A 23,645-nucleotide genomic window follows, 5' to 3' on the forward strand; every position below is an offset into this window, starting at 1 on the left:
TGGATAGTTTGATTATTTTCTAAAGTCTTCAATTACTAAATCTTCACCTTCATCATCAATATGAATATACATTCTGTCACAATCATTTGTTACAAATAATCTAAATTTATAGTTTTCTTCAATCATTTCTCCATTAAGATTAATTGTGTTGGTTATTGCACCAGTGATAAATACGATTGACTTATCTACAATTATGTCATAATGCATTAAAAAACTTTCTTCGTCTTTTAGCCATTGATTGTTGTCGTTTCGTTTGTAAACTCTTCGAGTAAGAAAACCAATATAAACATCTGTCCCATCAGAAAGTCTAACTTTTCCAGCGACAGGTTCTATAACAGAACTAATGGGTTTATTGTATTCTAAATTAACTGTTTGGAAAGTTGATTCTTGATACATAAGATTCACTCGTCTTCCACAATATTTTAAAAACAATTTTGCAGTTGGAACGGGGTTGATTATTTTGACCATTTAAAAATTATTTGGATTAACACCATTTTGTATCAGCCAATCGTGGTTAAGATTACAATATCCATTTTTATTGATTGGTATTTGATGTTGCAAATTATTCCAAACCCAACAATGAGTTAAAGATTTGATTCTAGTATTAAATGGTATCGGTAAATTTGTCAAAGGTTGTCCGCTGGGCGTGAATATGAAGCCAAAGGTTTTTCCAATGGAACAATCTGATTTTATTAAATCATTCCATTTTTTTAACCAAATTCCTGATGGTTTTCGAGTAAAATAAATATACTTAATGGTTGGATTTTCACACAGATAATTTTTTATGTTTTCTATGTTCCATTCTATTTGTTTAATGTTGTTTAGTTCTGCTAATCCTCTAATACCTTTCTTTTTATTATCCAAAATTAAATTGTATTCTAATTCATTAAAAATTACGTTGTCATTTTTTTTTATCTGATAGCCCTCAGTATGTGGAAAAGCAGAATTAATCATATCAGCAAAACCAATCTTACATTTTTTGCAAATTTTAAAAATTTCGTCTAAAGTTGGATTTAATGGAGGTATTGGATTACCATTAGTAGGCATCCTTCTTCGATTATGAATTGTTTGGTTTTCAACGAATAAATTTTTAAATATTGGCCAAAAATAATTTCTGCCATAAAAAAAATCGGCAAAATTGGCATTTGGGGTTAGAGGATTAAAAGTTCCAATAAAGAGAACTTCTGGTTTGTAATGATTTGTTTTTAAAATTGAATTTTCTGTCCAAAAACCGTTTTTCCAGTCGTGATTTTGAAATTTGTGTAAAATTGGCATATTTGTTAATTTAAAAGTTACTATTTAAAATTTGCTAAGAATTTGATTTCCTCTTTATCAAGACTGTTAATTTCTTTGTGATTTTTTTAAATATATAATTTTCTTTTTGAAAAGAAAAATTGGATTTGAAAATTAAACTAACTATTAAATATTGAAAAAAAATCCGTTCACTCAGTTTAGAATGAACGGATTAAAAAAAATCTTTGTGACTTGGCGTCTTTGTGGCAAATCCTATTTCGACATCTCCACAAAATACTTGTAAAACAACGGAATCGTTTCAATTCCTTTCAAGTAGTTAAAAATTCCGAAATGTTCGTTGGGTGAGTGAATGGCATCGCTGTCTAATCCAAATCCCATTAGGATGGTTTTGCTTTTTAGTTCTTTCTCGAACAAGGCGACAATTGGAATACTTCCGCCGGAACGAACCGGAATTGCGGGAACTCCAAAGGTTTCGGTGTAGGCTTTGTTGGCGGCTTTGTAGCCAATGCTATCCGTGGGCGTTACGTATCCTTGTCCGCCGTGATGCGGTTTCACTTTTACTTTCACTCCGGCAGGAGCAATATTGATGAAATGTTGGGTAAACAATTCCGTGATTTCTTCCCAATCTTGATTTGGAACCAATCGCATTGAAATTTTGGCGAAAGCCTGGCTTGCAATAACCGTTTTTGCTCCTTCGCCAGTATAACCGCCCCAAATTCCGTTCACGTCAAGTGTTGGTCGAATCGAGTTTCTTTCGTTGGTTACATATCCTTTTTCGCCATAAATATCATTCAAGTCTAATGATTTTTTATAATTTTCTAAATTGAAAGGTGCTTTGGCCATTTCGGCTCTTTCTTCCACTGATAATTCTTCGACTTTGTCGTAAAAACCGGGAATGGTCACGTGATTGTTTTCGTCGTGAAGCGAAGCAATCATTTTGGATAAAACGTTGATGGGATTGGCCACGGCACCACCATACAATCCGGAATGCAAATCACGATTTGGCCCCGTAACCTCCACTTCCACATAACTCAACCCACGCAATCCAGTGGTGATAGAAGGTTGTTGGTTGGAAATCATCCCGGTATCGGAAATTAGAATTACGTCATTTTTTAGTTTTTCCTGATTGCGTTCTACAAACCAAGCCAAACTATTAGATCCAATTTCTTCTTCGCCTTCAATCATAAATTTGACGTTGCAAGGCAAAGTATTGGACTGAATCATATATTCCAATGCTTTTACGTGCATATACATTTGGCCCTTGTCATCACAAGAACCTCGTGCAAAAATGGCTCCTTCTGGATGAATTTCGGTTTTTTTGATCACGGGTTCGAATGGTGGAGAAGTCCATAATTCGATGGGATCGGCGGGTTGAACGTCATAATGTCCATAAACTAGAACGGTTGGTAAGGTTGGATCTATTGTTTTTTCGCCATAGACAATTGGGTTTCCTGGTGTTTCACAAATTTCTACAAAATCGCATCCTGCTTTTTCTAAACTGGCTTTTACGGCATTGGCAGTTGTGATAATGTGTTGATGATAAGCGGTATCGGCACTAACGGAAGGGATTTTTAGAAGCTCAATTAGTTCATTGATGAAACGGTTTTTGTGCTCTTGAACGTAGGATTTTAAGGTTTCCATTATTTGAAAAATTTAAGTGTTTCAAAAGTACAAAAAAGAGCGTAAATATTTTTGAATAAATTCCTTTGAAAATTGGAACTTATGATTATCTTTGCACTCACAATTTTAGCGGATATGGTGAAATTGGTAGACATGCCAGACTTAGGATCTGGTGCCGCAAGGCGTGTAGGTTCGAGTCCTATTATCCGCACGAAAAAAGCTTCTCAATCGAGAAGCTTTTTTTATGCTTATGTTTAAATCATTTTCTTAATAGAATGTAGTTTCTAATTTTTTAAACTTATTTTTTATTTATAAAATCTTACATTATATTGGTTTATAATCAGTTAAACAGCAAATTTTAATATATTTGTAAACTCAGATTAATGTAGAATATAATAATTCTCAAACCGATTTTTGTAATGAATAAAAAACCACTTATGCTAACATTAATACTGGCATTTCTAGGATGTGTTTTGATAGGACTTTCTGTCTATTTCTTCTTTGATGGAAGTTTTGATGCCAATGAAAAAATAGAAACAGCCGAAAAAGAATTGGAAGTAGCAAATAAAAAAATTGAAAGTTTAAGTCAAGAATTGCGACTTATGACTAAAAGCAATGGAGAAGAAAAAAATAATTCAATTGGAGCTTTTAGTAAATTAGCAAGTAATAATATTCCTATTGTACAGATTACATCTGTAGATCTTGGTGAAGATGTTGGAGTTGAGGGCAATGAAAAGAAAACAAATCGATTAACTTACAGTCACGAGATTAGATTTTTTATTTTAAATATCGGTAAAAGTGCATTAAAGGAAGTTATTTTTTCAATTAAGGATATTTATAACGAACCAAAATGGAGGAAAAAAAATAAAAAAGCTAGAGTTGAATATGATTGCTTTGGGCAAGTTATCAATAGCGCCGAGTTTGGTTCTTACAACAATATTGAGATTAATACATTGAACCTTAAATCCAAAAAAATAGCATACTCTAGCAATCTTCCTAGTAGTTTTGGTGATGGCGAATATTTTTTTGATATAATTCTAGAGTGGGAAAAAGGCTCGTATCAAATAAAGGTTGTTATTGTAGAAGCAGCAGGCAAATTAAACTTCAAATATGAGTTTTATGATGCAGACGGTGAACTTCTTGATTTGAAAAAACTGCCAAACAACAGCAAATAAAAAAAGCTTCTCAATTGGAGAAGCTTTTTGGTTTAGTGCCAATAAAAAAATTAAATTTTCATATTAGAAACTTTATACGATTTTCCGTCTGCAGCTGCTTCGACCACTTTTGTTATCTTTTCTGGGGATAATATGGTTTTGTCAAAAGAAACCGTTGCAAATTCTTTTTCAAAATCTACGGTTGCTTTTTGTACGCCGTCAAGTCCGTTTAATTCTTCTTGGATTGTTTTGGCACAGCCAATGGCACAAGTCATTCCTTTGATAGTGAAACTTGCTGTTTGCAAATTAGCTGCTGCTATTTCCTTTTTAACTTTTGGAGTTGCAGTTTCAGTAGTAGTATCTGAAGAGGTTTCGTTTGTTTTATCTTTACAACCCACAAACAATAGGCTTGCAAACAGTATTGCTGAAATAGATTTGATGAAATTCATTATTGTTGGGGTTTAAATTTTAATTATTAAAAAATTAAGAAAACAAATTTAATAAAAAAAGTGCCGGTAATTCATAAAATAATTACAATTTTGAGCCAAAATTTAAGTGTATGAAGTCGAAACAATTGAAATGGGTTTACCTGATAGCTTTAGCATTTGTTTGGGGTAGTTCATTTATCTTAATCAAGAGAGGTTTGGTCGGTTTGACGCCGATGCAATTAGGGTCGTTACGTATCATTTTTGCAGCCATCTTTTTATTGATAATTGGTTTCAAAAGTTTGTCGAAAATTCCGCTTCATCAATGGAAATATATCGCTTTGACAGCCACTTTAGGGACTTTTATTCCTGCATTTCTTTTTTCGATTGCACAAACCCAAATCGACAGTTCTGTGAGTGCAATTCTAAATTCTCTTACGCCATTAAACACTATGATTTTGGGAGCTTTAGCTTTTGGATTAAGCTTTAAAAGGTCTCAAGTTTTTGGAGTCATTATTGGTTTAATAGGAACATTTTTGTTAATTATAAATGGAGCTATTCACCATCCAGAGCAAAATTATTATTATGCTATTTTAGTTATTATAGCTTCAGTTTGTTATGCAACGAATGTCAATTTAATCAAGAAATATTTATCCGATTTGAGCCCGTTGAGCATTACGACAGGAAATTTTTTGGTTTTGCTTTTTCCAGCTTTGATTGTTTTGTTTTTCTCTGGTTTTTTCGAGGTGATTTCGGTTGAAAGTGTTCAACAATCGGTTTTGTATATTATGATTTTGGGAGTTGTAGGAACTGGAATTGCCAATATCATTTTCTTTAAAACTATTCAAATATCGTCGCCAGTTTTTGCTACTTCGGTCACTTATTTGATTCCTGTAGTTGCTTTTTCTTGGGGATTGTTAGATAATGAAATGCTTACTCCAGTTCAGTTTTTGGGTGCTTTTATTATTTTGGTTGGAGTCTATTTGTCGGCTAAAAAGTAGTGGTCAGTATTCAGTGTTCAGTGAGTGGTGTTCAGTGTCTGGTTTGATGAATATTAATTGTTCTAGGTATAAAAACGAAAACCTCTTGATTTCTCAGGAGGTTTCCGTTTTTGTAATTACTAATTACTAATTATTGGAAATCAGCATCAGTAACTCCTTCGTTAATTTTTACTTCAGACATTTTGATGTCTAATTCAAAACCTACATTTTGGATGATGTTAAAAGGCATTTTCACTCCTTTCACTTCTCTATAATCTCCATAATTAGTGGTTTGAGATATTTTGTTTCCAGCTTGTTCTACGGTTTTAGTTTCAGCAACTTTAAGTCCTGATTTGGTGTCATAATACAAAGTCGTTTTGCCGTTTTGTATGGCATAAGCATCATTGCCATTAATGGTTTCTATTCCTGTAATTACTATTTCTGCTTTTTTTGCCAATTGTAGTTCTTCAAAAGGTTTTGCACTGGCTTGCATTTCGGCTAAATCTGCTCCTTCAATGTTTTTTCTTTGCCCTTGTTGCACTACATAAGCTCCTTTTTCAGTAACGACTTGTTTCATTAAACTCATTGGTCCCATAGCTATTTCGACCATTATTTTGCCTCTTGAATCGGATTTGTTTGTAAAAGTCAAAGGAGAAGGTGCTTGCGGAATGGTTGTAGAGCCTAGCATTGCAATTGTTTTTACAGTGCTAACGGCTTTTTCGCCACCAATTGCTTTGATGTAATTGTCCAAAACTGTTTTGGCAGTTAGACCGGCTGGAACTTCTTTTTTGGAAACAGGTTTTTCAATCGGATTTCCGTATTTATCAAAATAAAATATTGGAATTTTTAGTTTTTCTAAACCGGGCAATACGTCCGAACCTTTTCCTGTGATCACAATTCGAGTATTGTCGATAAGGAAATATTTGTTGGCAGCTTGCATTATTTGTTCTGGAGTTACCGCATTAATATTGCGAATGTAATTTTCGTAAAAGTCTGCTGGAAGTTTTTCGGTTTCGATATTTAAAGCATATCTAGCAATGGCTTGTGGTTTTTGGACCTGCATTACAAATCGTCCTACGTAACCTGCTTTGACATTATTAAGCAATTCATCGCTTACTTTTTCGATTCTAATTTTTTTAATTTCTTTGATAAATTCCACCACAGCGCTATCAGTAACCACATTTCTTACTGCCGAAGCCGATTTTAATTTAGTTACATATTTTCCAGATCCAATAATAGCGTTGGCTCCGTAAGTCCAGCCGTGTTTTTCTCTTAGATTCATATTCAAATAACTGTTGAAATCGCCTCCTAAAATATAGGTAGCAAGGGCAGCAGGGAAAAAGTCAGGATCGCTCATTTTTAAATTAACAGTATTGACTAATGCAATTTCTGATTGAACAGAATTAGGCATGTCTATAAAATTAATTTGGGTGAACTCCACGTTTTTTGGGTCGGTATAAGCTAATTTAGGAGTGCTTTTTTTTGTCCAAGAGCCAAATAATTTTTCGACAAGAGGTTTTATTTTGTTGTATTTGACATCGCCAATAATAACTAAATAAGCGTTTTCTGGTACAAAATAGTTCTGATAATTGGTTTGAACATCGGCTAGAGTAACATTGTTTAAGGTTTCTACTGTTACAAATTCACCTGAAGGATGATTTTTCCCGAAGGCCAAAGCATCGGTTACTCTGTTGTTGATGGTTGGAACGCTTTTTTCTTCGGCCTTTAAGCCTTCGATCATTTTGGCTTTTTCTTTATCAAATTCTACTTGGGTAAAGTTTGGATTCAATGCGCCATCAGCCATTAATTCGAGTATTTGGGTGGCATATTTAGAGAGCGTATTGGCATAAGCACCTTGCGAACTAAAGTTGACGTTGGCTCCAAAGAAATCTATTTCTTCGTTAAAAATATCTTTTGCGATTTTTTTTGACCCATTTCCTATCAAGCTACTTGTTAGATCATCTACACCTTTTTTGTTTCCTTCGGCAAAAGGAGGGTTGTCTAAAGTAAGGTTAAATGTTACTCGGGGCAATTTATGGTTTTCTACTACCATTACTTTTAATCCATTCGATAAGATAAAAGTTTGTGGTTTTTTGATGTTTACTACTGGAGCTTTTCCAGGTTTTGGTTGCGGACGGTCTTGTGCTTGCATAATTCCGGTTATGAACATAATGAGTATTAGGACGCTTGTTTTTTTCATAATAAATGTCTTAGTTTTGAGCTTGCTCAGTTGAAGGAACATAGTCTAAAATCAATCTTTGATTTGGGTTTAAATATTTTTTGGCTACCTCTCTAATTTCTTCTCTTGTTATGGAGTGATACAAGTCAATTTGGTTATTTATTAGTTTTACATCTCCATATAATAAGTGGTAGGTGGCCAAATTTTCGGCAATTCCCTCCACATTGGCATTGGCATTTACAAATTGATTTTCGAAAGTGTTTTGTAATTTTTGAAAGTCTTTTTCAGAAATTAAATTAGTTTGAATTTTCACTACTTCTTCATCGATTTCTTTTAATAAATCGGCCGAAGTTGCGGGAGTCATTGGCAAGCCATAAATAATATACATTCCGTAGTCTTCCTCGCTCAAACCAACAGCGCCAATTTGCAAGGCTATTTTTTTCTGATCTACTATTTTCTTGTATAATTTAGAACTTTTTCCGTCACTTAAATAAGAAGAAATTAAATCCAGAACTTTAGCATCCCTAGTTTTCATTGATGGAGTTCTGTAGGCTGTCACCAACATCGGGATTTGAATGTTTGGGTCTTGATATGTTGCTTTTATGGTTTTAGTTATTGGTTCTTCGGCAAAGACTTGCTTTTTTAAGATTTCTCCCTTTGGAATTGAACCGAAATATTTTTGTATCCATTCTTTGGTTTGGGCAACGTCTATTTGACCTGCAACTACTAAAACCGCATTGTTTGGAGTATAGAATTTTTTGTTGAAAGCTTGAAACTCTTCTAATGTCGCGGCATCTAAATCTTTCATTGAGCCAATAGTGTTCCAGCGATAAGGATGGTTTTTGAAAAGATTTTCTTTTACAGCCATTAGTATATTTCCGTAGGGGCGATTGTCGAAATTGGTTCTTTTCTCTTCTTTTACAACTTCATTTTGCGTGTCAACCCCTATTTGATTGATAATTGGATGCAACATTCTTTCAGATTCCATCCAAAGTCCTAATTCTAAATTATTAGATGGGAATACTTCGTAGTAGTAGGTTCTGTCATCGGTTGTATTGGCATTGTTAACGCCACCATTAGCGGTAACAATTTTCATCCATTCTCCACGTTTGATGTTTTGGGTTCCTTCGAACAACAAATGCTCAAAGAAGTGAGCGAAACCTGTTCTTTCAGGATTTTCATCTTTGGCACCTACATGATACATTACCGAAGTAACAACCACTGGAGCAGAAGAATCGTTGTGCAAAATAACGTGTAATCCGTTATTTAATGTGTATTCTTCGAAATCTACTTTTTGAGCTGAGGCAATTCCTCCTAGCAAAAGTGAAGCACTTAAAGCCATTATTGTTTTTTTCATAAGGATTAATAATTTTTTTTCAATAGGTGTGATAACTTATTATATTGTTACACCAAATGTAACACTTTTTAATATTCAATGACAAATTTTTCTTACTTTATATAAAGTTTAACAATTTGATGAAAATTTACTTAAAAATAAGTATTAAAATCCTTAAAAACAATGAATTAAATAAATGAAATATTTTTTTTGGATAACTAATTGCAGAATAAATATTTAATTGTATATTTGCAACCTTAAAAATTATAAAACAATTTGTTATGTATGCAATCGTAGAGATAGCAGGGCAACAATTCAAAGTTAGCAAAGACCTAAAGGTTTACGTTCACCGTTTAGCAAATGAAGAAGGAACAAAAGTTTCTTTCGACAAAGTTTATTTGTTAGACGATAACGGTTCAATCACAATAGGCGCCCCAGCTATAGAAGGTGCTTCAGTAGAAGCCAAAGTGTTACAACACTTAAAAGGAGATAAAGTAATCGTTTTCAAAAAGAAAAGAAGAAAAGGTTACAAAAAGAGAAACGGTCACCGTCAGTATCTTACCCAAATTGTAATCGAAGGTATTTCAGTATCAGCTCCTAAAAAAGCCGCTGCAAAAAAAGAAACTGTTGAAGTAGCTGCTGAAGAAGTAGAAGCTCCAAAAGTAAAAAAAGCTCCAAAAGCTAAAAAAGAAGAGACACAAGAATAATAACAATATAAAACTAATACGTCATGGCTCACAAGAAAGGTGTCGGTAGTTCCAAGAATGGTAGAGAATCAGAATCAAAACGTTTAGGTGTTAAGATTTTTGGTGGACAAGCTGCTATTGCAGGGAACATCATCGTAAGACAAAGAGGTTCAAAACACAATCCAGGAGAAAACGTTTACATCAGTAAAGATCATACTTTACATGCAAAAGTAGATGGAGTTGTTCAGTTCCAAAAGAAGAGAGATAATAAATCTTATGTATCTATACTTCCATTTGAAGTTGAAGCATAATTGATTTTTTTAATTCATTAAAAAAGACCGTTTCTTAAGAAACGGTCTTTTTTTTTGTTATTAATATAGATGAATAGTTTTGAATTTGTTTGCTTAAAACATCTTTAATTCACGAATTACACTTTTAAATTTGTGATTAATAATTGAAAAAAAATAGTCTGAGATCAAGGGTTATAAGTTGCTGTTTTTAAAAATTATAGACCATTCCAATTCCAAGAGATTGTTTTAACTGTACTTTTGCACCTGAAACAACCTGAACACCATCTATTTTTTCAATATTTTTGACATCATCATCATAAATTAACTGCGAGCCAATGTTTGCCTTAACATGTTGATTTACAATTAAATCTAATTGCATTTTCCAATCTACATCGATGTTTCCAAAATTGTTGATGTAATCGGTATATAAACTTAGCCTGTTTTCCCAAGTAATATTTTTCCAAACTTCTTTTTTGTAATAGTTGGTTACTAAAATTCCAACTTCAGTTCTGGATTTTTCACCAGAAGTGAGTTTATTCCCTTCTGCATCATAAGTTGCTTTGACCATTCCAAAAGCACCTTTGTCGGCCAGAGTTTGGTCTAATACCAAAGTGTTTTTTAAAGTCAATGGCGAAATATAAACATCGAATTTCTTTTCTTTATTGAAATAATCAGCACCAGCACCCAAAAAAGTATAGGCTGGAGCGAATGTTTTTGAGATAGGGTTTTTGGTATCAGGGTATTTATATCCATCTGTAAATTGGGTTCTAAAATTGAATTTTGCACTAAAATACCAATTCGAAAAAGTATCTTGTCTATAGCCAAAAGTAGAGTTAAAACGAAAATCATCATCTGTTTTTCTCATATCCAAACCATCTTGTTTATTGAGCCCGTATTTCACAATTAATTCATTAATCCATTCGCTATTGATATCCGATCGTGTTCTCGTAAAAGTTCCAGTAAACAAGCCTGCAACTGAGCTAGTTCCACCTGCATTCCAGTTCACAAAAGCAATTTGTGTTAAATCAATACCAACCGAATTTTTATTAATCCAATGTGACATTGAAATAAATGGAATGTCTATTTTTTTTGCAACTGCCATTTTTGATTTTGGTGGAGAAGTATATTTTATTATTGGTGTAATTGCAACGTCTAAGGCTACAATAGGCTTTATGGAATCTTGTACAACACCAACACTTAAAGAATCTCCATAAATTACAGGCTTTAGTGAATGTAGGTTTGATTTTTGTGAAAAGCCGATCATTGGAACAAATAGGATGAGTAATAGGAGGCTAAAAGAATATAATTTCATTATTGACTAAAATTTATATTTACAAAAAATAACTCGTTTTAATAATTCATAAAAACGGTTTTCAAACATGAAACGTCTATTTTGCAATAATGTTGTAATTCGTAAACAGTACCTTGCTCAATAAATTCATCAGGAATTCCAAGTGTTCTAATACTGGAGTTATAATTATTATTCGACGCAAACTCTACAATAGTCGTGCCAAAACCACCTTTTACAACGCCATCTTCAACGGTGATGATGTTTTTGAATGATTTGAAAATGGTGTGTAACAACTTCTCGTCCAATGGTTTTACAAAGGCAAAGTCGTAATGTGCGAAATTTTCGGGATGATTTATTTCGGCTAATGCCAATGTAACATTATTGCCAATCGTTCCGTTAGATAATATTGCTGTTTTTGTTCCTTCTTTGAGGCAATTAGCCTTTCCAATTTCAATTTTTTCATACGGTTTTTGCCAATCCACAATTTGACCACGACCTCTTGGATACCGAATCGCAATAGGATGATTCAATCCCAATTGAGCTGTATATAAAATGTTTCGCAACGCAATTTCATTCAAAGGCGAATACACAATCATATTGGGAATGCAACGCAAATAAGCCAAATCAAAAACGCCGTGATGAGTTGCACCGTCTTCGCCAACCAATCCTGCTCTGTCTAAACAAAAAATCACCGGCAAATTCTGTAAAGCAACGTCGTGAATGACTTGATCGTAAGCTCGTTGTAAAAAAGTGGAATAAATATTGCAAAAAACCACCATTCCTTGAGTAGCCATTCCGGCTGATAAGGTAACAGCGTGTTGTTCAGCAATTCCAACATCAAAGGCGCGTTCTGGAATTTCATCCATCATAAATTTCAAAGAACTTCCCGATGGCATTGCTGGTGTGATTCCGATGATTTTTTCATTGGCTTTCGCCAAATCCAAAAGCGTCAATCCAAAAACATCTTGATATTTCGGCGGAAGATTTTCTTCCTGTTTGGGGTGAATTTCCCCAGTCGAAGCATCAAATTTTCCAGGGGCGTGGTATTTTACTTGATCTTCTTCGGCTTGTTGTAAACCTTTTCCCTTGGTGGTTATTAGATGTAGAAACTTAGGCCCTTTTATTTTTTGTAATCGCTTTAATTCTTTAAGAACTGCAAAGATATCGTTGCCATCTATGGGTCCCGAATAATCAAAATTCAGGGATTTAATCATATTGTTTTTCTTCGGATTTTTTCCCTCCTTCACGGCAGTGAGATAGTTTTTCAAAGCACCCACACTTGGGTCAATTCCGATGGCGTTGTCGTTGAGAATGACCAATAAATTAGCATTGGTAACGCCCGCGTGATTCAAACCTTCAAACGCCATTCCCGAAGCAATCGAAGCGTCACCAATAACTGCGATATGCTGTTTTTCGAAATCGCCTTTCAAATTAGAACCAATCGCCATTCCTAAAGCTGCCGAAATAGACGTAGAAGAATGTCCCACGCCAAAAGCATCATACACACTTTCGCTGCGTTTTGGAAAACCCGAAATGCCGTTGAGTTGTCGATTGGTATGAAAAATTTCTCTTCTTTCGGTCAAAATTTTATGTCCGTAAGCTTGATGACCCACATCCCAGATTAACAAATCATTCGGTGTGTCAAATACATAATGTAGCCCAATCGTAAGTTCGACCACGCCAAGACTGGCACCCAAATGTCCTTCTTTTACTGCTACAACGCCAATAATAAAATCACGCAATTCTTGTGCTAACTGAGGAAGTTGGGCTTCATCGAGTTGACGTAAATCACTTGGATTGTTGATGTGTTGAAGTAAATTCTTGGTCATAAGGCAAAGGTACGAATTGAATTCTTATTTTTGTAACTATGGAAAACCCTTTCACCAACGACTATTTTATGAAGAAAGCCTTGCAAGAAGCCGAAATGGCTTTTGAAAAAGGCGAAATTCCAGTTGGAGCTATTATTGTTGTAGCCGACAAAGTCATTGCTCGAAGTCATAATTTGACCGAATTACTTAACGATGTCACTGCACACGCCGAAATGCAGGCCATCACCGCAGCCGCCAATTTCTTAGGTGGAAAATACCTGAAAGATTGCACGCTCTATGTAACTTTAGAACCTTGCCAAATGTGCGCCGGCGCTTTGTATTGGAGCCAGATTTCGAAAATTGTTTTTGGTGCTCGCGATGAGCAACGGGGTTTTATGACAATGGGAACCCAATTGCACCCCAAAACCACAGTTGTTTCTGGAGTTATGGCCAATGAAGCTGCCGATTTGATGAAGCGTTTTTTTGCAACGAAGCGAAAATGAAGTGATAGAATCTTAATGATGTAAATAAAACAATTCGTTTTTTTTTTTAACGAAACAAATTGCCAATTCCTGCATCGGTTCTATTAACTTTTTGAATGGTGCCATCGTCATTAAAATATAGGTTTTCGGCACATACTTTGCGTTGTTTTTCTCCATATTCTGATTTGTTTTCAACCCATCTATGGTAGAATAAAACCCATTTTCCTTTGAATTCAACTATCGAGTGATGGTTGTTACTTTCGCCTTCAGAATCCATAATTACGCCTTGGTATTTCCAAGGACCAATAGGCGTTTTTGAAGTGTAATACGTAAGGATTCTATTGTTTTCTGGCATCGTATAATAGTAAGTGTCTTTTCTTTTAAAAACCCACGGACCTTCTCTTTTTGGTTTATATCCACCCATATCCATAGGTTGAATATCGCCTTTGACGCTAAGTAAATCATCGGCTAATTTGGCTACTAGATAATCGCCACCACCATTAAAATATACATAACCTTTTCCATCATCGTTAATAAAAAGGCAAGGGTCGTTTGCATACGGTTTTGTCCAAAGTGGTTTGCCGATAGCATCCTTAAAAGGACCTGTTGGCGAATCGCTTACTGCAATTCCAATTCCCATCCATTTGGTGCTGTTTTTTGAGTTTACTCGGTCTTTAAAACCATTTCCTGCAGGAAAACAAAAATAATATTTGCCGTTTTTATACCCGCAGTCAGGTGCCCAAGCAAAATTATCTGCCCATGAAAGATCGTTAACAGACAGACACGCTCCATGATCAGTCCAGTTTACTAAATCACTTGACGAAAAAACATGCCAGTCCTTCATATAAAAATCTTTCTGACATTCCTCGTCGTGTGAGGTGTAAACATACATTTTGCCGTCTTTCCACACATGACCAGAAGGATCCGCTGTCAATATGTTACTGCCAAAGTTAAGTGGGTTTTGAGAATAACAATTGGTGAAAAAAGCTAAAAAAAGCAGTGTTAGTAGCGAATGAAAAGTTTTGTTCATTATGTGTAGATTTTGTTTTATTAGAAAAAAACGAAGTTAAGAAAATAAATTTTGGTATTAGAAAAAACGAAATTATATCTTTTAGATGTTATTAATTCACCCCGCCACCTATTGGCAGACAAATGATTTATCTTTGGAAAATAAATCATAATCATTATGTCAAAATTAATTTATTTCAAAAGGTATTTATACATTATCGACCGTTTAAGAAGTCGCCCTTGTAGTTTTATGGAGTTGCAAGAATATGTAATTCGTAAACTTGAAAACGAGGATATTTATACTGATTTTGATTTACTGCCATAGACTTTGAAACCGCACAAGGTTATCTTAAACAGCCGATTTGATGAAGCGTTTTTTTTGCCAATAAGAGAAAATGATTTAGAATTTTGAATATTAGATAAGTTTTTACTGAATGTATTAGAATGAACTCGATGGTGTATTGGGCTCATTTTTTTTGTCTTAAGGTTGTATAAATAATTGATAATCATTAATTTTTAGCGATTTTTAGGTTTTTTATTTTCCGATTTTTAAACTTTCTACTTACTTATTTTGTTGTGTTATGGAGTCAATTTATTGATGTTTTTTTTTGAAGTTAAGAAGGTAAAAATTTTTTTTATTTATTCTGAAAATTCTTCTTAAAGCAATTTAAAAATAATATACTTTTACTACAATATATACTGCCATTTCGCAGTTGTGCATTTTATGTGGAATGCTATTTAGTGGCGTCACACATTTTTTTTCGTAACCCATTAACTCTTTATAAAAATGAAAGCAAAAGGATTAGTTTACGTGTTTTTTGTTTTTTTTGTATTTCAAGCGTGTAGCAAGAAATCATCCGATTTCAATTCTGATTTTTCATTGTTTAAACAGTATATAAACAGTTTTACCGGAGGAGTCGTCTCGACCACCTCGGATATTAGGGTAGTTTTGGCTTTCGATAAAAAAGAATGGAAAGCCAATCAGGTTTTAGACAGCGATTTGTTTGACATTTCGCCAAATGTTGATGGAAAAGTGGTGGCACTTTCCAACAACACCATTGCTTTTATTCCCGAAGAAAAGTTGAAATCGGACACGGAATATCAAATCACATTGAATTTAGATAAATTGATTTCCGTCAAAAAAGAACTCTCCGAATTTCGTTTTACCATTAAAACCATCAAACAGGATTTTGCCGTGGAAACCCACGATGTTCAATCCTATAATAAAGATTTCCAGTATTTGAATGGAACCTTGAAAACCGCCGACAACATCGATTTGGAAACGGCTAAACAACTAATTTCGGCCGAGCAAAAAGGCAAGAATTTAAAAATAAAATTCGACAAAACAGTGAGCTCTGGAACAGAATTCAAGTTTATTATTGACAGTATTCAGCGTTTTCCAGAAGAAAGTAAAGTGAAAATTTCGTATGACGGCAGCGATTTTAACATTGACCAAAAAGGAAGTGTGGATTATGTCATTGCGGCAAAGGATGTTTTCAAAGTAATGAAAGTTCAGATTCCAGAAGGGAACGTTCAAAGTTTGTATATCAATTTTTCCGACCCTTTGCAAAACGGTCAGGATTTTAGTGGTTTGGTAGCTATCGAAAATACCAATAATCTAAAATTTGTGGTGCAAGGCAATTTATTGAAAGTGTTTTTCAATAATGACGGTTCGGATAAATCGAATGAAGAAGTCGATGAATATGGAAATCGAAAACCTTCGAAGGAAATTAATGGGGTACTTTTGGTCGAAGCTTTTCAAGGAATCGAAAATGATGAAGGGCAAAAAATGGCGACAAACTTTGCCACAAAAGTCTCTTTCGAACAAACCAAACCGAGTGTGCGTTTTGTGAAAAATGGAACTATTTTGCCCAGTTCAAATAATTTGAAGCTTAATTTCGAAGCAGTAAACTTGAGCGCTGTTGATGTGAAAGTCTATAAAATTTACAAAAGCAACATTCTCCAATTTCTGCAAGACAACGAGTTGAATGGGACTCAATATTTGAAACGTGTCGCACAACCTATTGCAAAAACCACCTTGAATTTAAAAGAAAATAAACTGTTGAATTTTGACCGATGGAACACCTTTGGACTAGACTTGTCCAAGATAATCAAGCCAGAACCAGGGGCTATTTATCGAGTTGAATTCAGTTTTAAGAAGGCCTATTCTTTATACAAATGCGAATCTCCTTCGGTAGATGAAAATCAAGAAGAAGATGTTGTTGTTGATGAAAATGATGTTAATTATAGTGGAGGCAATTACTATGATGACGATTATTATGACGACGATTACAATTGGCAAGACAGAGACAATCCGTGTACAAAATCCTATTACCGCAATACCAAAATAGGAACTAATATTCTCGCTTCCGATTTGGGAGTTATTGCAAAACGTGGTGAAAATAAATCTTATTTCGTTGCCGTGAACAACATCGTGACCACCGAGCCCGTTTCAAATGCAACTGTCGATTTGTATAGTTATCAGCAACAAAAATTGGCTACCGTGGCTACGGACAGCGAAGGGATTGCCAATTTTCAATTGGATAGATTTGCTTATTTTGCCATTGTCACTTTAGGAGATCAATCGACTTATGTTAAGCTTGATGATGGTAATTCACTGTCGGTCAGTAATTTTGATGTGGCTGGCGAAACCTTGCAAAAAGGACTCAAAGGCTATATTTATGGGGAACGCGGCGTTTGGCGTCCTGGCGATAAATTATATTTGTCGTTTATTTTGAATGATGCAGAGAATAAATTACCATCTTCACATCCCATCAAATTCAGGTTGTCCGATCCTAATGGGAAGGTCGTTTATCAAACCGTTCAAAGATCGAATGACTGGAACCATTATCTCTTTGTTGTTCCCACCAATTCCGATGCGCCAACAGGAAATTGGGAAGCAATGGCCAATGTGGGAGGCGCAAAATTCTATAAAAGCATCAAAATTGAAACCATAAAACCCAATCGTCTAAAGATTAAAAATAGTTTCAAAAATGCCATGCTTTCTTCTTCATATCCCAACACAAGTAACCTTGAAGTGGCTTGGCTTCACGGGGCTGTTGCCAAAAATTTGAAAGTAGAAATGCAGGCAAAATTTACTCAACAAACCACTACTTTTAAAAATTATTCCAACTATATTTTTGATGATATGGTGCGCAAATTCAGCACCGAAGAAATTAATATTTTTTCTGGAAAACTGGATGCTAATGGAAGAGCGTCGGTAAATATCCAGCCCAAATTACAAGGTCAAGCACCGGGAATGTTGAAAGCCTCTTTTATCACCAAAGTGTATGAAGAAGGTGGTGATTTCAGTACCGATGTAATGGCAACTACTTATTCTCCATACAAAACCTATGTAGGAATAAAATCTCCTGAGCTGAACAAATATGGAATGCTTGAAACTCGAAAAAACAACCGTTTCGAAATTATTACAGTAGATGAAAATGGGTATCCGAAAGCGGTAAAAAATTTAGAAATCAAGATATATAAAGTCGAATGGCACTGGTGGTGGGATGCTTCGAGCGATAATTTATCAAATTATAATTCGTCTAACGCTACAACTGCTTATAAAAGCTTCCAATTAAATACGGGAGCAAACGGAAGAGGAATTTTGCAATTTGCCTTGAATGATGAAGAATGGGGACGTTATTTAATTCGGGTTTCGGATGAAAACGAAGGCCACGCAACGGCATTGGCAGTAAATATTGATTGGCCTATTTGGTCAGGAAAAACCAGAAACACCGATGCTTCAACTGCGAATATGCTGGTTTTTTCTACCGATAAAAAAAATTATGCCGTTGGCGAAAAAGCACAAATTTCCTTTCCTTCAAGCGAGGGTGGACGCGCCTTGATTTCCATCGAAAACGGTTCGAAAGTGATGCAAACGCTTTGGGCAAAGACCCAACAAGGCGAAACCAAAGTCGAAGTCCCGATTACGGCTGCAATGGCGCCCAACGTTTATTTGAACATTACTTTGTTGCAACCGCACGCTTCGACTAAAAACGATTTGCCAATCAGAATGTACGGCATTATTCCGATTGAAGTGATTGACAAAAATACCATCCTCGAACCGAAGTTGGCTATGCCGGATGTTTTGAGACCAGAACAGCAGTTTAATATCAAGGTAAGCGAAAAAACAGGAAAAGCTATGACTTATACTATTGCTATTGTTGATGAAGGCCTACTGGATTTAACTCGTTTTAAGACTCCAAATGCCTGGGATGCCTTTTATGTTCGGGAAGCTTTGGGCGTAAAAACCTGGGACGTTTATGATGAGGTTATCGGAGCCTATGGCGGAAAAGTCAACCAGATTTTCAGTATTGGTGGCGACCAAGATTTGGGCGGTGGAAAAGCCAAAAAAGCCAATCGTTTCAAACCTGTTGTGGTGTATTACGGTCCATTCAAGTTAGAAAAAGGACAATCCAAAACACATCAAATAAAATTGCCGAAGTACATCGGTTCAGTAAGAACTATGGTCGTGGCAGCCGATGCCAATTCAAGTGCTTACGGAAGCGTCGAAAAAGCAACGCCTGTTCGTAGCCCTTTGATGGTGTTAGCTTCTTTGCCTAGAAAAATTTCTCCTTCGGAAAAAGTGACCATTCCGGTTACTGTTTTTACAATGGAAAAAAATATCAAAAACGTGACCGTTCAAATCAAAACCAACAATGGTTTGAAGGTGGTTGGAAGTGCTGTTCAAAATCTAACTTTTGCACAACCTGACGAAAAAATGGTGTATTTCAATTTAGAAGTCGGCAATGCAACAGGAATTGGAAAAGTGCAAATCATTGCCAGTTCGGGAGCGGCGAAATCGACTTATGATGTCGAAATGGATATGACCAATCCAAATCCGGTAACGAGTACTTTTACAGATGTGGTTTTGCCTCCCAATAGTTCCAAAACGATTGCTTGGAAAACTTTTGGAGTCGCTGGAAGTAACAAGGCCAAACTCGAAGTTTCGTCAATGCCCACCATCGATTTCAACAGAAGGTTGCAATATTTGATAGAATATCCACACGGTTGTGTAGAGCAAACAACCTCGGCTGTTTTTCCACAATTATTCTTGAATGATGTGGTTGATATTGATGCTAATCGTAAAGATTTAATCCAGAAAAATGTCACTGCTGGAATCACGAGATTGGGTAGTTTTCAATTGTCTAATGGAGGATTCTCCTATTGGCAAGGTGAACCAACGGCGGATGATTGGGGAAGTTCCTATGCCGGACATTTCTTGATAGAAGCCGAGAAAAAAGGCTATGTTTTGCCTATCAATTTCAAGTCAAAATGGATTTCATACCAACAAAAACAAGCCAAGCAATGGCGATTTGTGGCACAATACGGCAATGATTTGGCACAAGCTTACCGACTTTATACTTTGGCATTGGCAGGCTCGCCAGATTTGTCTTCGATGAATCGATTGAGGGAAACGGCAGGAATTTCGAATGAAAGTAAATTGCGTTTGGCTTCTGCTTATGTTTTGGCAGGACAAAAAGCGGCAGGATTGACTCTGTTGGCAAAAAGCAAAATAGACGAGTCTGATGCCAGATACAATTATTACTATTATGGTTCTGGCGACAGGAATCGTGCGATGGCATTGGAAACCTTGATTTTGTTGGGACAAAAACAAAATGCTTTTTCGATGGCGAGCAAATTGGCCAAACAAATGTCAAGCAGCGAGTGGATGAGTACGCAAACAACAGCCTATTGTTTGTATTCGATGTCGAAATTTGCACGAAGCAATGGTACCAAAGGTATTGATGTGCAATTTAATAATAATGGAAAAAACCAAGTTGTAAAAACGATGAAATCAATTGCCGAAAGAACTTTGGTTGTACAATCTGGGGCAAACGGCATCACGATAAAAAACAACAAAAACAACACGGTTTTTGTTCGAGTGCTCAATACGGGAATTCTTCCTATTGGTCAAGAGCAGATTATTCAAAATAATTTGTTTGCCAGTGTGGTTTTCAAAAACAGGAAAGGCGCCATTATCAATGTGTCTAAAATCAATCAAGGGACAGAATTTGTGGCCGTGGTTACTGTCAAAAACAAGAAAAACGAACGGGTAGAAAATGTGGCTTTGTCGCAAATCCTGCCTTCGGGTTTTGAAATCGTCAACACGCGTTTTACCGATTATGGAGATGCCACAAGCAACATTGCCGATTATATCGATATTCGTGATGACAGAACTAATTTCTATTTTGGATTGAATGCCAATGAAACCAAAACATTCAGAATCTTGCTCAATGCTTCTTATTTAGGGAACTATTATTTGCCGGGATTGCAATGCGAAGCGATGTACGACCATACGTTTTTGGCGAGAACGAAAGGGTTTTGGGTTCAGGTGGTGAAGTAGCGCTTAATCGTACACGGATGACACAGATTAAACGGATTTTCGCAGATTGAAAAAATCACTAAATATAAAATCCGTTTAATCCGTAAAATCTGTGACTATAATTTTAAATATTTTCAGTGAACTTTGCGTATAACTTTGCGACCCTTGCGGTTAAATAAAAAGACTTTGAAAAAGAAACTAAAAGCGTTCCTACAACGCATCATTAATTGGATAAAGAAGAATAAAATTAAATCATCAATGGCCTTTTTGCTATTGGTGGTTTATTATTTTTCGTTGCCTAGAACCTTGTTTCAAGAGCCTTATTCCACCGTGATTGAAAGTAGGGAAGGAGAGTTGCTTGGCGCCAAAATAGCTAGAGACGGACAATGGCGGTTTCCGGCTCAAGACAGCGTGCCAGATAAATTCAAGAAATGCATCGTCTATTTTGAAGACCAATATTTCTACAAGCATCCTGGTTTTAATCCAATGGCGATGATCAATGCGGTAAAACAGAACAACAGAGCAGGAAAAGTGGTTCGTGGCGGAAGCACCTTGACCCAGCAAGTGATTCGGTTATCCCGAAAAGGAAAAGGCAGAACGTATTTCGAAAAAATTATCGAAATTATTTTGGCTACACGACTCGAACTTCGAGATTCCAAAGAAGAAATTTTGGATTTGTATGCGGCTCACGCTCCATTTGGCGGAAATGTTGTGGGCTTGGAAATGGCTTCGTGGCGTTATTTTGGGGTGCAATCGCATCAATTGTCTTGGGCAGAAAGTGCGACTTTGGCGGTATTGCCCAATGCACCCAGCCTGATTTATCCTGGAAAAAATCAACAGAAATTATTTCGAAAACGAAACAATCTTTTGTTGAAACTGCATCACGAAGGCATTATCGACAGCCAAACTTACGAACTTTCCATTGACGAACCCTTGCCGCAAAAACCTTTTGATTTGCCACAAATTGCGCCTCATTTATTGCAGCGTGTGGTCAAAAATCAGGAAGGAACTTGGGTAAAAACCACGGTTGATCTGGCTTTGCAAAATAGGGTGAACCAAATGGCAAAACAATATTACAATCAGTACAAACAAAACGAAGTCAATAATTTGGCAATTTTGGTAATCGATATTGCCAATAGAAACGTGATAAGTTATGTGGGCAATGCACCAACGGACAGGAATCATCAAAAAGATGTTGACATTATTAGTGCACCCAGAAGTACCGGAAGTATTTTGAAACCGTTTTTGTATGCTGCAATGTTAGACGATGGTGAGTTGTTGCCCAACACCTTGGTTGCCGACATTCCGACTCAAATTTCGGGATACACGCCCCAGAATTTCAATCTCACTTTCGACGGAGCTGTGCCGGCACATCGGGCTTTATCTCGGTCGTTGAATATTCCTTCGGTTTTGATGTTACAGAATTTTGGGGTAAACAAGTTTTATGAACAATTACAAAAATTCAAGTTGAGCGACATTTCTAAACCGCCAGATCATTACGGATTGTCTTTGATTCTTGGTGGAGCCGAAAGTAATTTGTGGGATTTGTGCCGAACCTATGCTGGTTTGTCTTCGACGATTGATTTTTTTGCCAAAAATCAAGGACAATACAGAACCAAGGAATTTGCCGAATTGAATTACCAAAATGATTTTAAAACCGATTTTGGAACGGAAAGTTTTGATAAAACCATTTTAGGAGCAGGTTCTATTTGGCTGACCTATAATGCTATGGAAGAAGTGAATCGACCTGAAGGCGACGAAGCTTGGAAATTTTATGATAGCTCGCAAAAAATTGCCTGGAAAACAGGTACCAGTTTTGGGAATCGCGATGCATGGGCCATTGGCACCAATTCTCGTTATGTTGTTGGGGTTTGGGTTGGAAATGCCTCTGGCGAAGGAAGACCAAGTTTGACAGGAGTTACCAGTGCAGCACCCATTTTGTTTGATGTTTTTAATTTGTTGCCCAGACAAAAATGGTTCAAAACACCGCTGAATGATCTGGAAGAAGTAGAAGTATGCACTTTGAGCGGTCATTTGGCGCAGGATGATTGCCCGAAAATGAAGCAGTTGGTTTCCTTGAAAGGAAGAACGACTTCGGTTTGCCCATACCACAAAACAGTTCATTTGGACAAAACTGTGCAATATCGGGTCAATAGCAGTTGTGAAAATATTGAAAATATCGTGACCAAAAAATGGTTTGTCTTGCCACCGGTTATGGAATGGTATTATAAAAACCAACATATAGAATACCAACCTTTGCCTCCTTTTCGGGCAGATTGTGCCTCGACACAAATGCCTTCGATGGATTTTATTTATCCAAAAACCAACGGGAAAATCTATTTGACCAAGAATTTCAATAGCGAAATTCAACCTGTGATTTTGAAAGTAGCGCATTCGTCAAGAGGAGTTCATCTGTTTTGGTACGTGGACAATATTTATAAAGGAAGCACCAAAACTTTTCACGAAATGCCTATAATGCCCAGTTCGGGAATTCATTATATTACGGTTGAAGACGAGTTTGGAAACGAAATTCGGAGAAAGATTGAGGTTTTGTGGGAGTAGGTTTTTTGAAAACAAATTTCCTAGCCCAGATAGCAGTGGAAATCCTTATATGCCGGGGTTCGGCATATAAGATTGTAACGAATAGCTGGATTAAGCTCCTAAAAAAAATAGAAAAAATGACTAGTCCTAAATAATCGATACAGATTATTAGACAAATTTAAATAAATTAAACAGCATCAAAAACGTTTTTGGTGCTGTTTTTAGTTTTATAGGTTTTCATTAATATTTTATTTTGTTCG

The 23,645-nt window shown here is 35.9% G+C and carries 17 protein-coding genes and 1 tRNA gene; 9 read left to right on the forward strand and 9 right to left on the reverse strand.

The window, feature by feature from the left end; translation table 11 throughout:
- Positions 1 to 12: 12 nt before the first annotated feature.
- The 3 genes from C3L50_RS14670 to C3L50_RS14680 all read right to left on the reverse strand — a co-directional run bounded on the left by C3L50_RS14670 (position 13) and on the right by C3L50_RS14680 (position 2,895).
- Positions 13 to 468, reverse strand: a complete 456-nt coding sequence (locus tag C3L50_RS14670) for a hypothetical protein (protein WP_103806936.1) — start codon at positions 466 to 468, stop codon at positions 13 to 15.
- Positions 469 to 1,275, reverse strand: a complete 807-nt coding sequence (locus C3L50_RS14675; protein WP_103806937.1) for a hypothetical protein — start codon at positions 1,273 to 1,275, stop codon at positions 469 to 471.
- Between the two features lie 231 nt (positions 1,276 to 1,506).
- Positions 1,507 to 2,895, reverse strand: a complete 1,389-nt coding sequence (locus tag C3L50_RS14680) for a dipeptidase (RefSeq protein ID WP_103806938.1) — start codon at positions 2,893 to 2,895, stop codon at positions 1,507 to 1,509.
- A gap of 108 nt (positions 2,896 to 3,003) precedes the next feature.
- Between C3L50_RS14680 and C3L50_RS14685 the strand changes: the two genes are divergently transcribed.
- A tRNA-Leu gene (locus C3L50_RS14685) sits at positions 3,004 to 3,085 on the forward strand.
- 208 nt (positions 3,086 to 3,293) lie between these two features.
- Complete coding sequence (locus C3L50_RS14690; RefSeq protein ID WP_103806939.1) at positions 3,294 to 4,049, forward strand: hypothetical protein; 756 nt, start codon at positions 3,294 to 3,296, stop codon at positions 4,047 to 4,049.
- A gap of 50 nt (positions 4,050 to 4,099) precedes the next feature.
- Here the strand turns inward: C3L50_RS14690 and C3L50_RS14695 are convergent, their stop codons facing one another.
- The gene (locus C3L50_RS14695; protein ID WP_103806940.1) at positions 4,100 to 4,477 is read right to left on the reverse strand and encodes a heavy-metal-associated domain-containing protein; all 378 of its coding nucleotides are present in this window, start codon (positions 4,475 to 4,477) and stop codon (positions 4,100 to 4,102) included.
- Positions 4,478 to 4,587: 110 nt separating this feature from the next.
- Here C3L50_RS14695 and C3L50_RS14700 point away from each other — a divergent pair, with 110 nt between their 5' ends.
- Complete coding sequence (locus C3L50_RS14700; protein WP_103806941.1) at positions 4,588 to 5,454, forward strand: DMT family transporter; 867 nt, start codon at positions 4,588 to 4,590, stop codon at positions 5,452 to 5,454.
- Between the two features lie 130 nt (positions 5,455 to 5,584).
- Here C3L50_RS14700 and C3L50_RS14705 read toward each other — a convergent pair whose 3' ends face one another.
- Together C3L50_RS14705 and C3L50_RS14710 are read right to left on the reverse strand one after the other, a co-directional pair.
- On the reverse strand, positions 5,585 to 7,633 hold the full coding sequence (locus C3L50_RS14705) for a M16 family metallopeptidase (RefSeq protein WP_243400394.1): 2,049 nt from the start codon (positions 7,631 to 7,633) through the stop codon (positions 5,585 to 5,587).
- Positions 7,634 to 7,643: 10 nt separating this feature from the next.
- A complete protein-coding gene (locus C3L50_RS14710; RefSeq protein WP_103806942.1) occupies positions 7,644 to 8,969 on the reverse strand; it encodes a M16 family metallopeptidase in 1,326 nt (441 codons plus the stop codon).
- 260 nt (positions 8,970 to 9,229) lie between these two features.
- Between C3L50_RS14710 and rplU the strand changes: the two genes are divergently transcribed.
- Both rplU and rpmA read left to right on the forward strand, forming a co-directional pair.
- On the forward strand, positions 9,230 to 9,655 hold the full coding sequence (gene rplU, locus C3L50_RS14715; protein ID WP_103806943.1) for a 50S ribosomal protein L21: 426 nt from the start codon (positions 9,230 to 9,232) through the stop codon (positions 9,653 to 9,655).
- A 23-nt stretch (positions 9,656 to 9,678) separates the two neighbouring features.
- Entirely contained in the window at positions 9,679 to 9,945 is a 267-nt protein-coding gene (gene rpmA / locus C3L50_RS14720) for a 50S ribosomal protein L27 (RefSeq protein ID WP_103806944.1), read from the forward strand.
- Positions 9,946 to 10,132: 187 nt separating this feature from the next.
- On the opposite strand, the gene C3L50_RS14725 is transcribed toward rpmA, so the two are convergent.
- Both C3L50_RS14725 and C3L50_RS14730 read right to left on the reverse strand, forming a co-directional pair.
- Positions 10,133 to 11,236, reverse strand: coding sequence for a DUF3078 domain-containing protein (locus C3L50_RS14725; protein WP_243400395.1), 1,104 nt, complete (start codon positions 11,234 to 11,236; stop codon positions 10,133 to 10,135).
- A gap of 38 nt (positions 11,237 to 11,274) precedes the next feature.
- Complete coding sequence (locus C3L50_RS14730) at positions 11,275 to 13,044, reverse strand: 1-deoxy-D-xylulose-5-phosphate synthase (RefSeq protein ID WP_103806945.1); 1,770 nt, start codon at positions 13,042 to 13,044, stop codon at positions 11,275 to 11,277.
- A gap of 38 nt (positions 13,045 to 13,082) precedes the next feature.
- Between C3L50_RS14730 and C3L50_RS14735 the strand changes: the two genes are divergently transcribed.
- Complete coding sequence (locus C3L50_RS14735) at positions 13,083 to 13,526, forward strand: nucleoside deaminase (protein ID WP_103806946.1); 444 nt, start codon at positions 13,083 to 13,085, stop codon at positions 13,524 to 13,526.
- Positions 13,527 to 13,572: 46 nt separating this feature from the next.
- Here C3L50_RS14735 and C3L50_RS14740 read toward each other — a convergent pair whose 3' ends face one another.
- Positions 13,573 to 14,535 (reverse strand): family 43 glycosylhydrolase, encoded by a 963-nt coding sequence (locus tag C3L50_RS14740; RefSeq protein ID WP_103806947.1) that lies wholly within the window; start codon positions 14,533 to 14,535, stop codon positions 13,573 to 13,575.
- A gap of 156 nt (positions 14,536 to 14,691) precedes the next feature.
- On the opposite strand from C3L50_RS14740, the gene C3L50_RS16380 reads away from it, so the two are divergent.
- The 3 genes from C3L50_RS16380 (at position 14,692) to pbpC (ending at position 23,406) form a co-directional block, all read left to right on the forward strand.
- Positions 14,692 to 14,838, forward strand: coding sequence for a hypothetical protein (locus C3L50_RS16380; protein ID WP_165784024.1), 147 nt, complete (start codon positions 14,692 to 14,694; stop codon positions 14,836 to 14,838).
- A 462-nt stretch (positions 14,839 to 15,300) separates the two neighbouring features.
- Positions 15,301 to 20,865, forward strand: coding sequence for an alpha-2-macroglobulin family protein (locus C3L50_RS14745; RefSeq protein WP_103806948.1), 5,565 nt, complete (start codon positions 15,301 to 15,303; stop codon positions 20,863 to 20,865).
- 165 nt (positions 20,866 to 21,030) lie between these two features.
- Positions 21,031 to 23,406 carry a penicillin-binding protein 1C gene (gene pbpC, locus C3L50_RS14750; RefSeq protein WP_103806949.1) on the forward strand — a complete coding sequence of 792 codons (2,376 nt, stop codon included), beginning with the start codon at positions 21,031 to 21,033 and terminating at the stop codon, positions 23,404 to 23,406.
- Positions 23,407 to 23,645 lie beyond the last annotated feature (239 nt).

Source organism: Flavobacterium alvei (genome assembly GCF_002920895.1).
Classification (GTDB): Bacteria; Bacteroidota; Bacteroidia; order Flavobacteriales; family Flavobacteriaceae; genus Flavobacterium; species Flavobacterium alvei.

Bases quoted from the DNA above. Each gene is read 5' to 3' on its own strand.
- C3L50_RS14670 (WP_103806936.1), bottom strand. From the start codon at position 468: ATGGTCAAAATAATCAACCCCGTTCCAACTGCAAAATTGTTTTTAAAA.
- C3L50_RS14675 (WP_103806937.1), bottom strand. From the start codon at position 1,275: ATGCCAATTTTACACAAATTTCAAAATCACGACTGGAAAAACGGTTTT.
- C3L50_RS14680 (WP_103806938.1), bottom strand. From the start codon at position 2,895: ATGGAAACCTTAAAATCCTACGTTCAAGAGCACAAAAACCGTTTCATC.
- C3L50_RS14690 (WP_103806939.1), top strand. From the start codon at position 3,294: ATGAATAAAAAACCACTTATGCTAACATTAATACTGGCATTTCTAGGA.
- C3L50_RS14695 (WP_103806940.1), bottom strand. From the start codon at position 4,477: ATGAATTTCATCAAATCTATTTCAGCAATACTGTTTGCAAGCCTATTG.
- C3L50_RS14700 (WP_103806941.1), top strand. From the start codon at position 4,588: ATGAAGTCGAAACAATTGAAATGGGTTTACCTGATAGCTTTAGCATTT.
- C3L50_RS14705 (WP_243400394.1), bottom strand. From the start codon at position 7,633: ATGAAAAAAACAAGCGTCCTAATACTCATTATGTTCATAACCGGAATT.
- C3L50_RS14710 (WP_103806942.1), bottom strand. From the start codon at position 8,969: ATGAAAAAAACAATAATGGCTTTAAGTGCTTCACTTTTGCTAGGAGGA.
- rplU (WP_103806943.1), top strand. From the start codon at position 9,230: ATGTATGCAATCGTAGAGATAGCAGGGCAACAATTCAAAGTTAGCAAA.
- rpmA (WP_103806944.1), top strand. From the start codon at position 9,679: ATGGCTCACAAGAAAGGTGTCGGTAGTTCCAAGAATGGTAGAGAATCA.
- C3L50_RS14725 (WP_243400395.1), bottom strand. From the start codon at position 11,236: ATGAAATTATATTCTTTTAGCCTCCTATTACTCATCCTATTTGTTCCA.
- C3L50_RS14730 (WP_103806945.1), bottom strand. From the start codon at position 13,044: ATGACCAAGAATTTACTTCAACACATCAACAATCCAAGTGATTTACGT.
- C3L50_RS14735 (WP_103806946.1), top strand. From the start codon at position 13,083: ATGGAAAACCCTTTCACCAACGACTATTTTATGAAGAAAGCCTTGCAA.
- C3L50_RS14740 (WP_103806947.1), bottom strand. From the start codon at position 14,535: ATGAACAAAACTTTTCATTCGCTACTAACACTGCTTTTTTTAGCTTTT.
- C3L50_RS16380 (WP_165784024.1), top strand. From the start codon at position 14,692: ATGTCAAAATTAATTTATTTCAAAAGGTATTTATACATTATCGACCGT.
- C3L50_RS14745 (WP_103806948.1), top strand. From the start codon at position 15,301: ATGAAAGCAAAAGGATTAGTTTACGTGTTTTTTGTTTTTTTTGTATTT.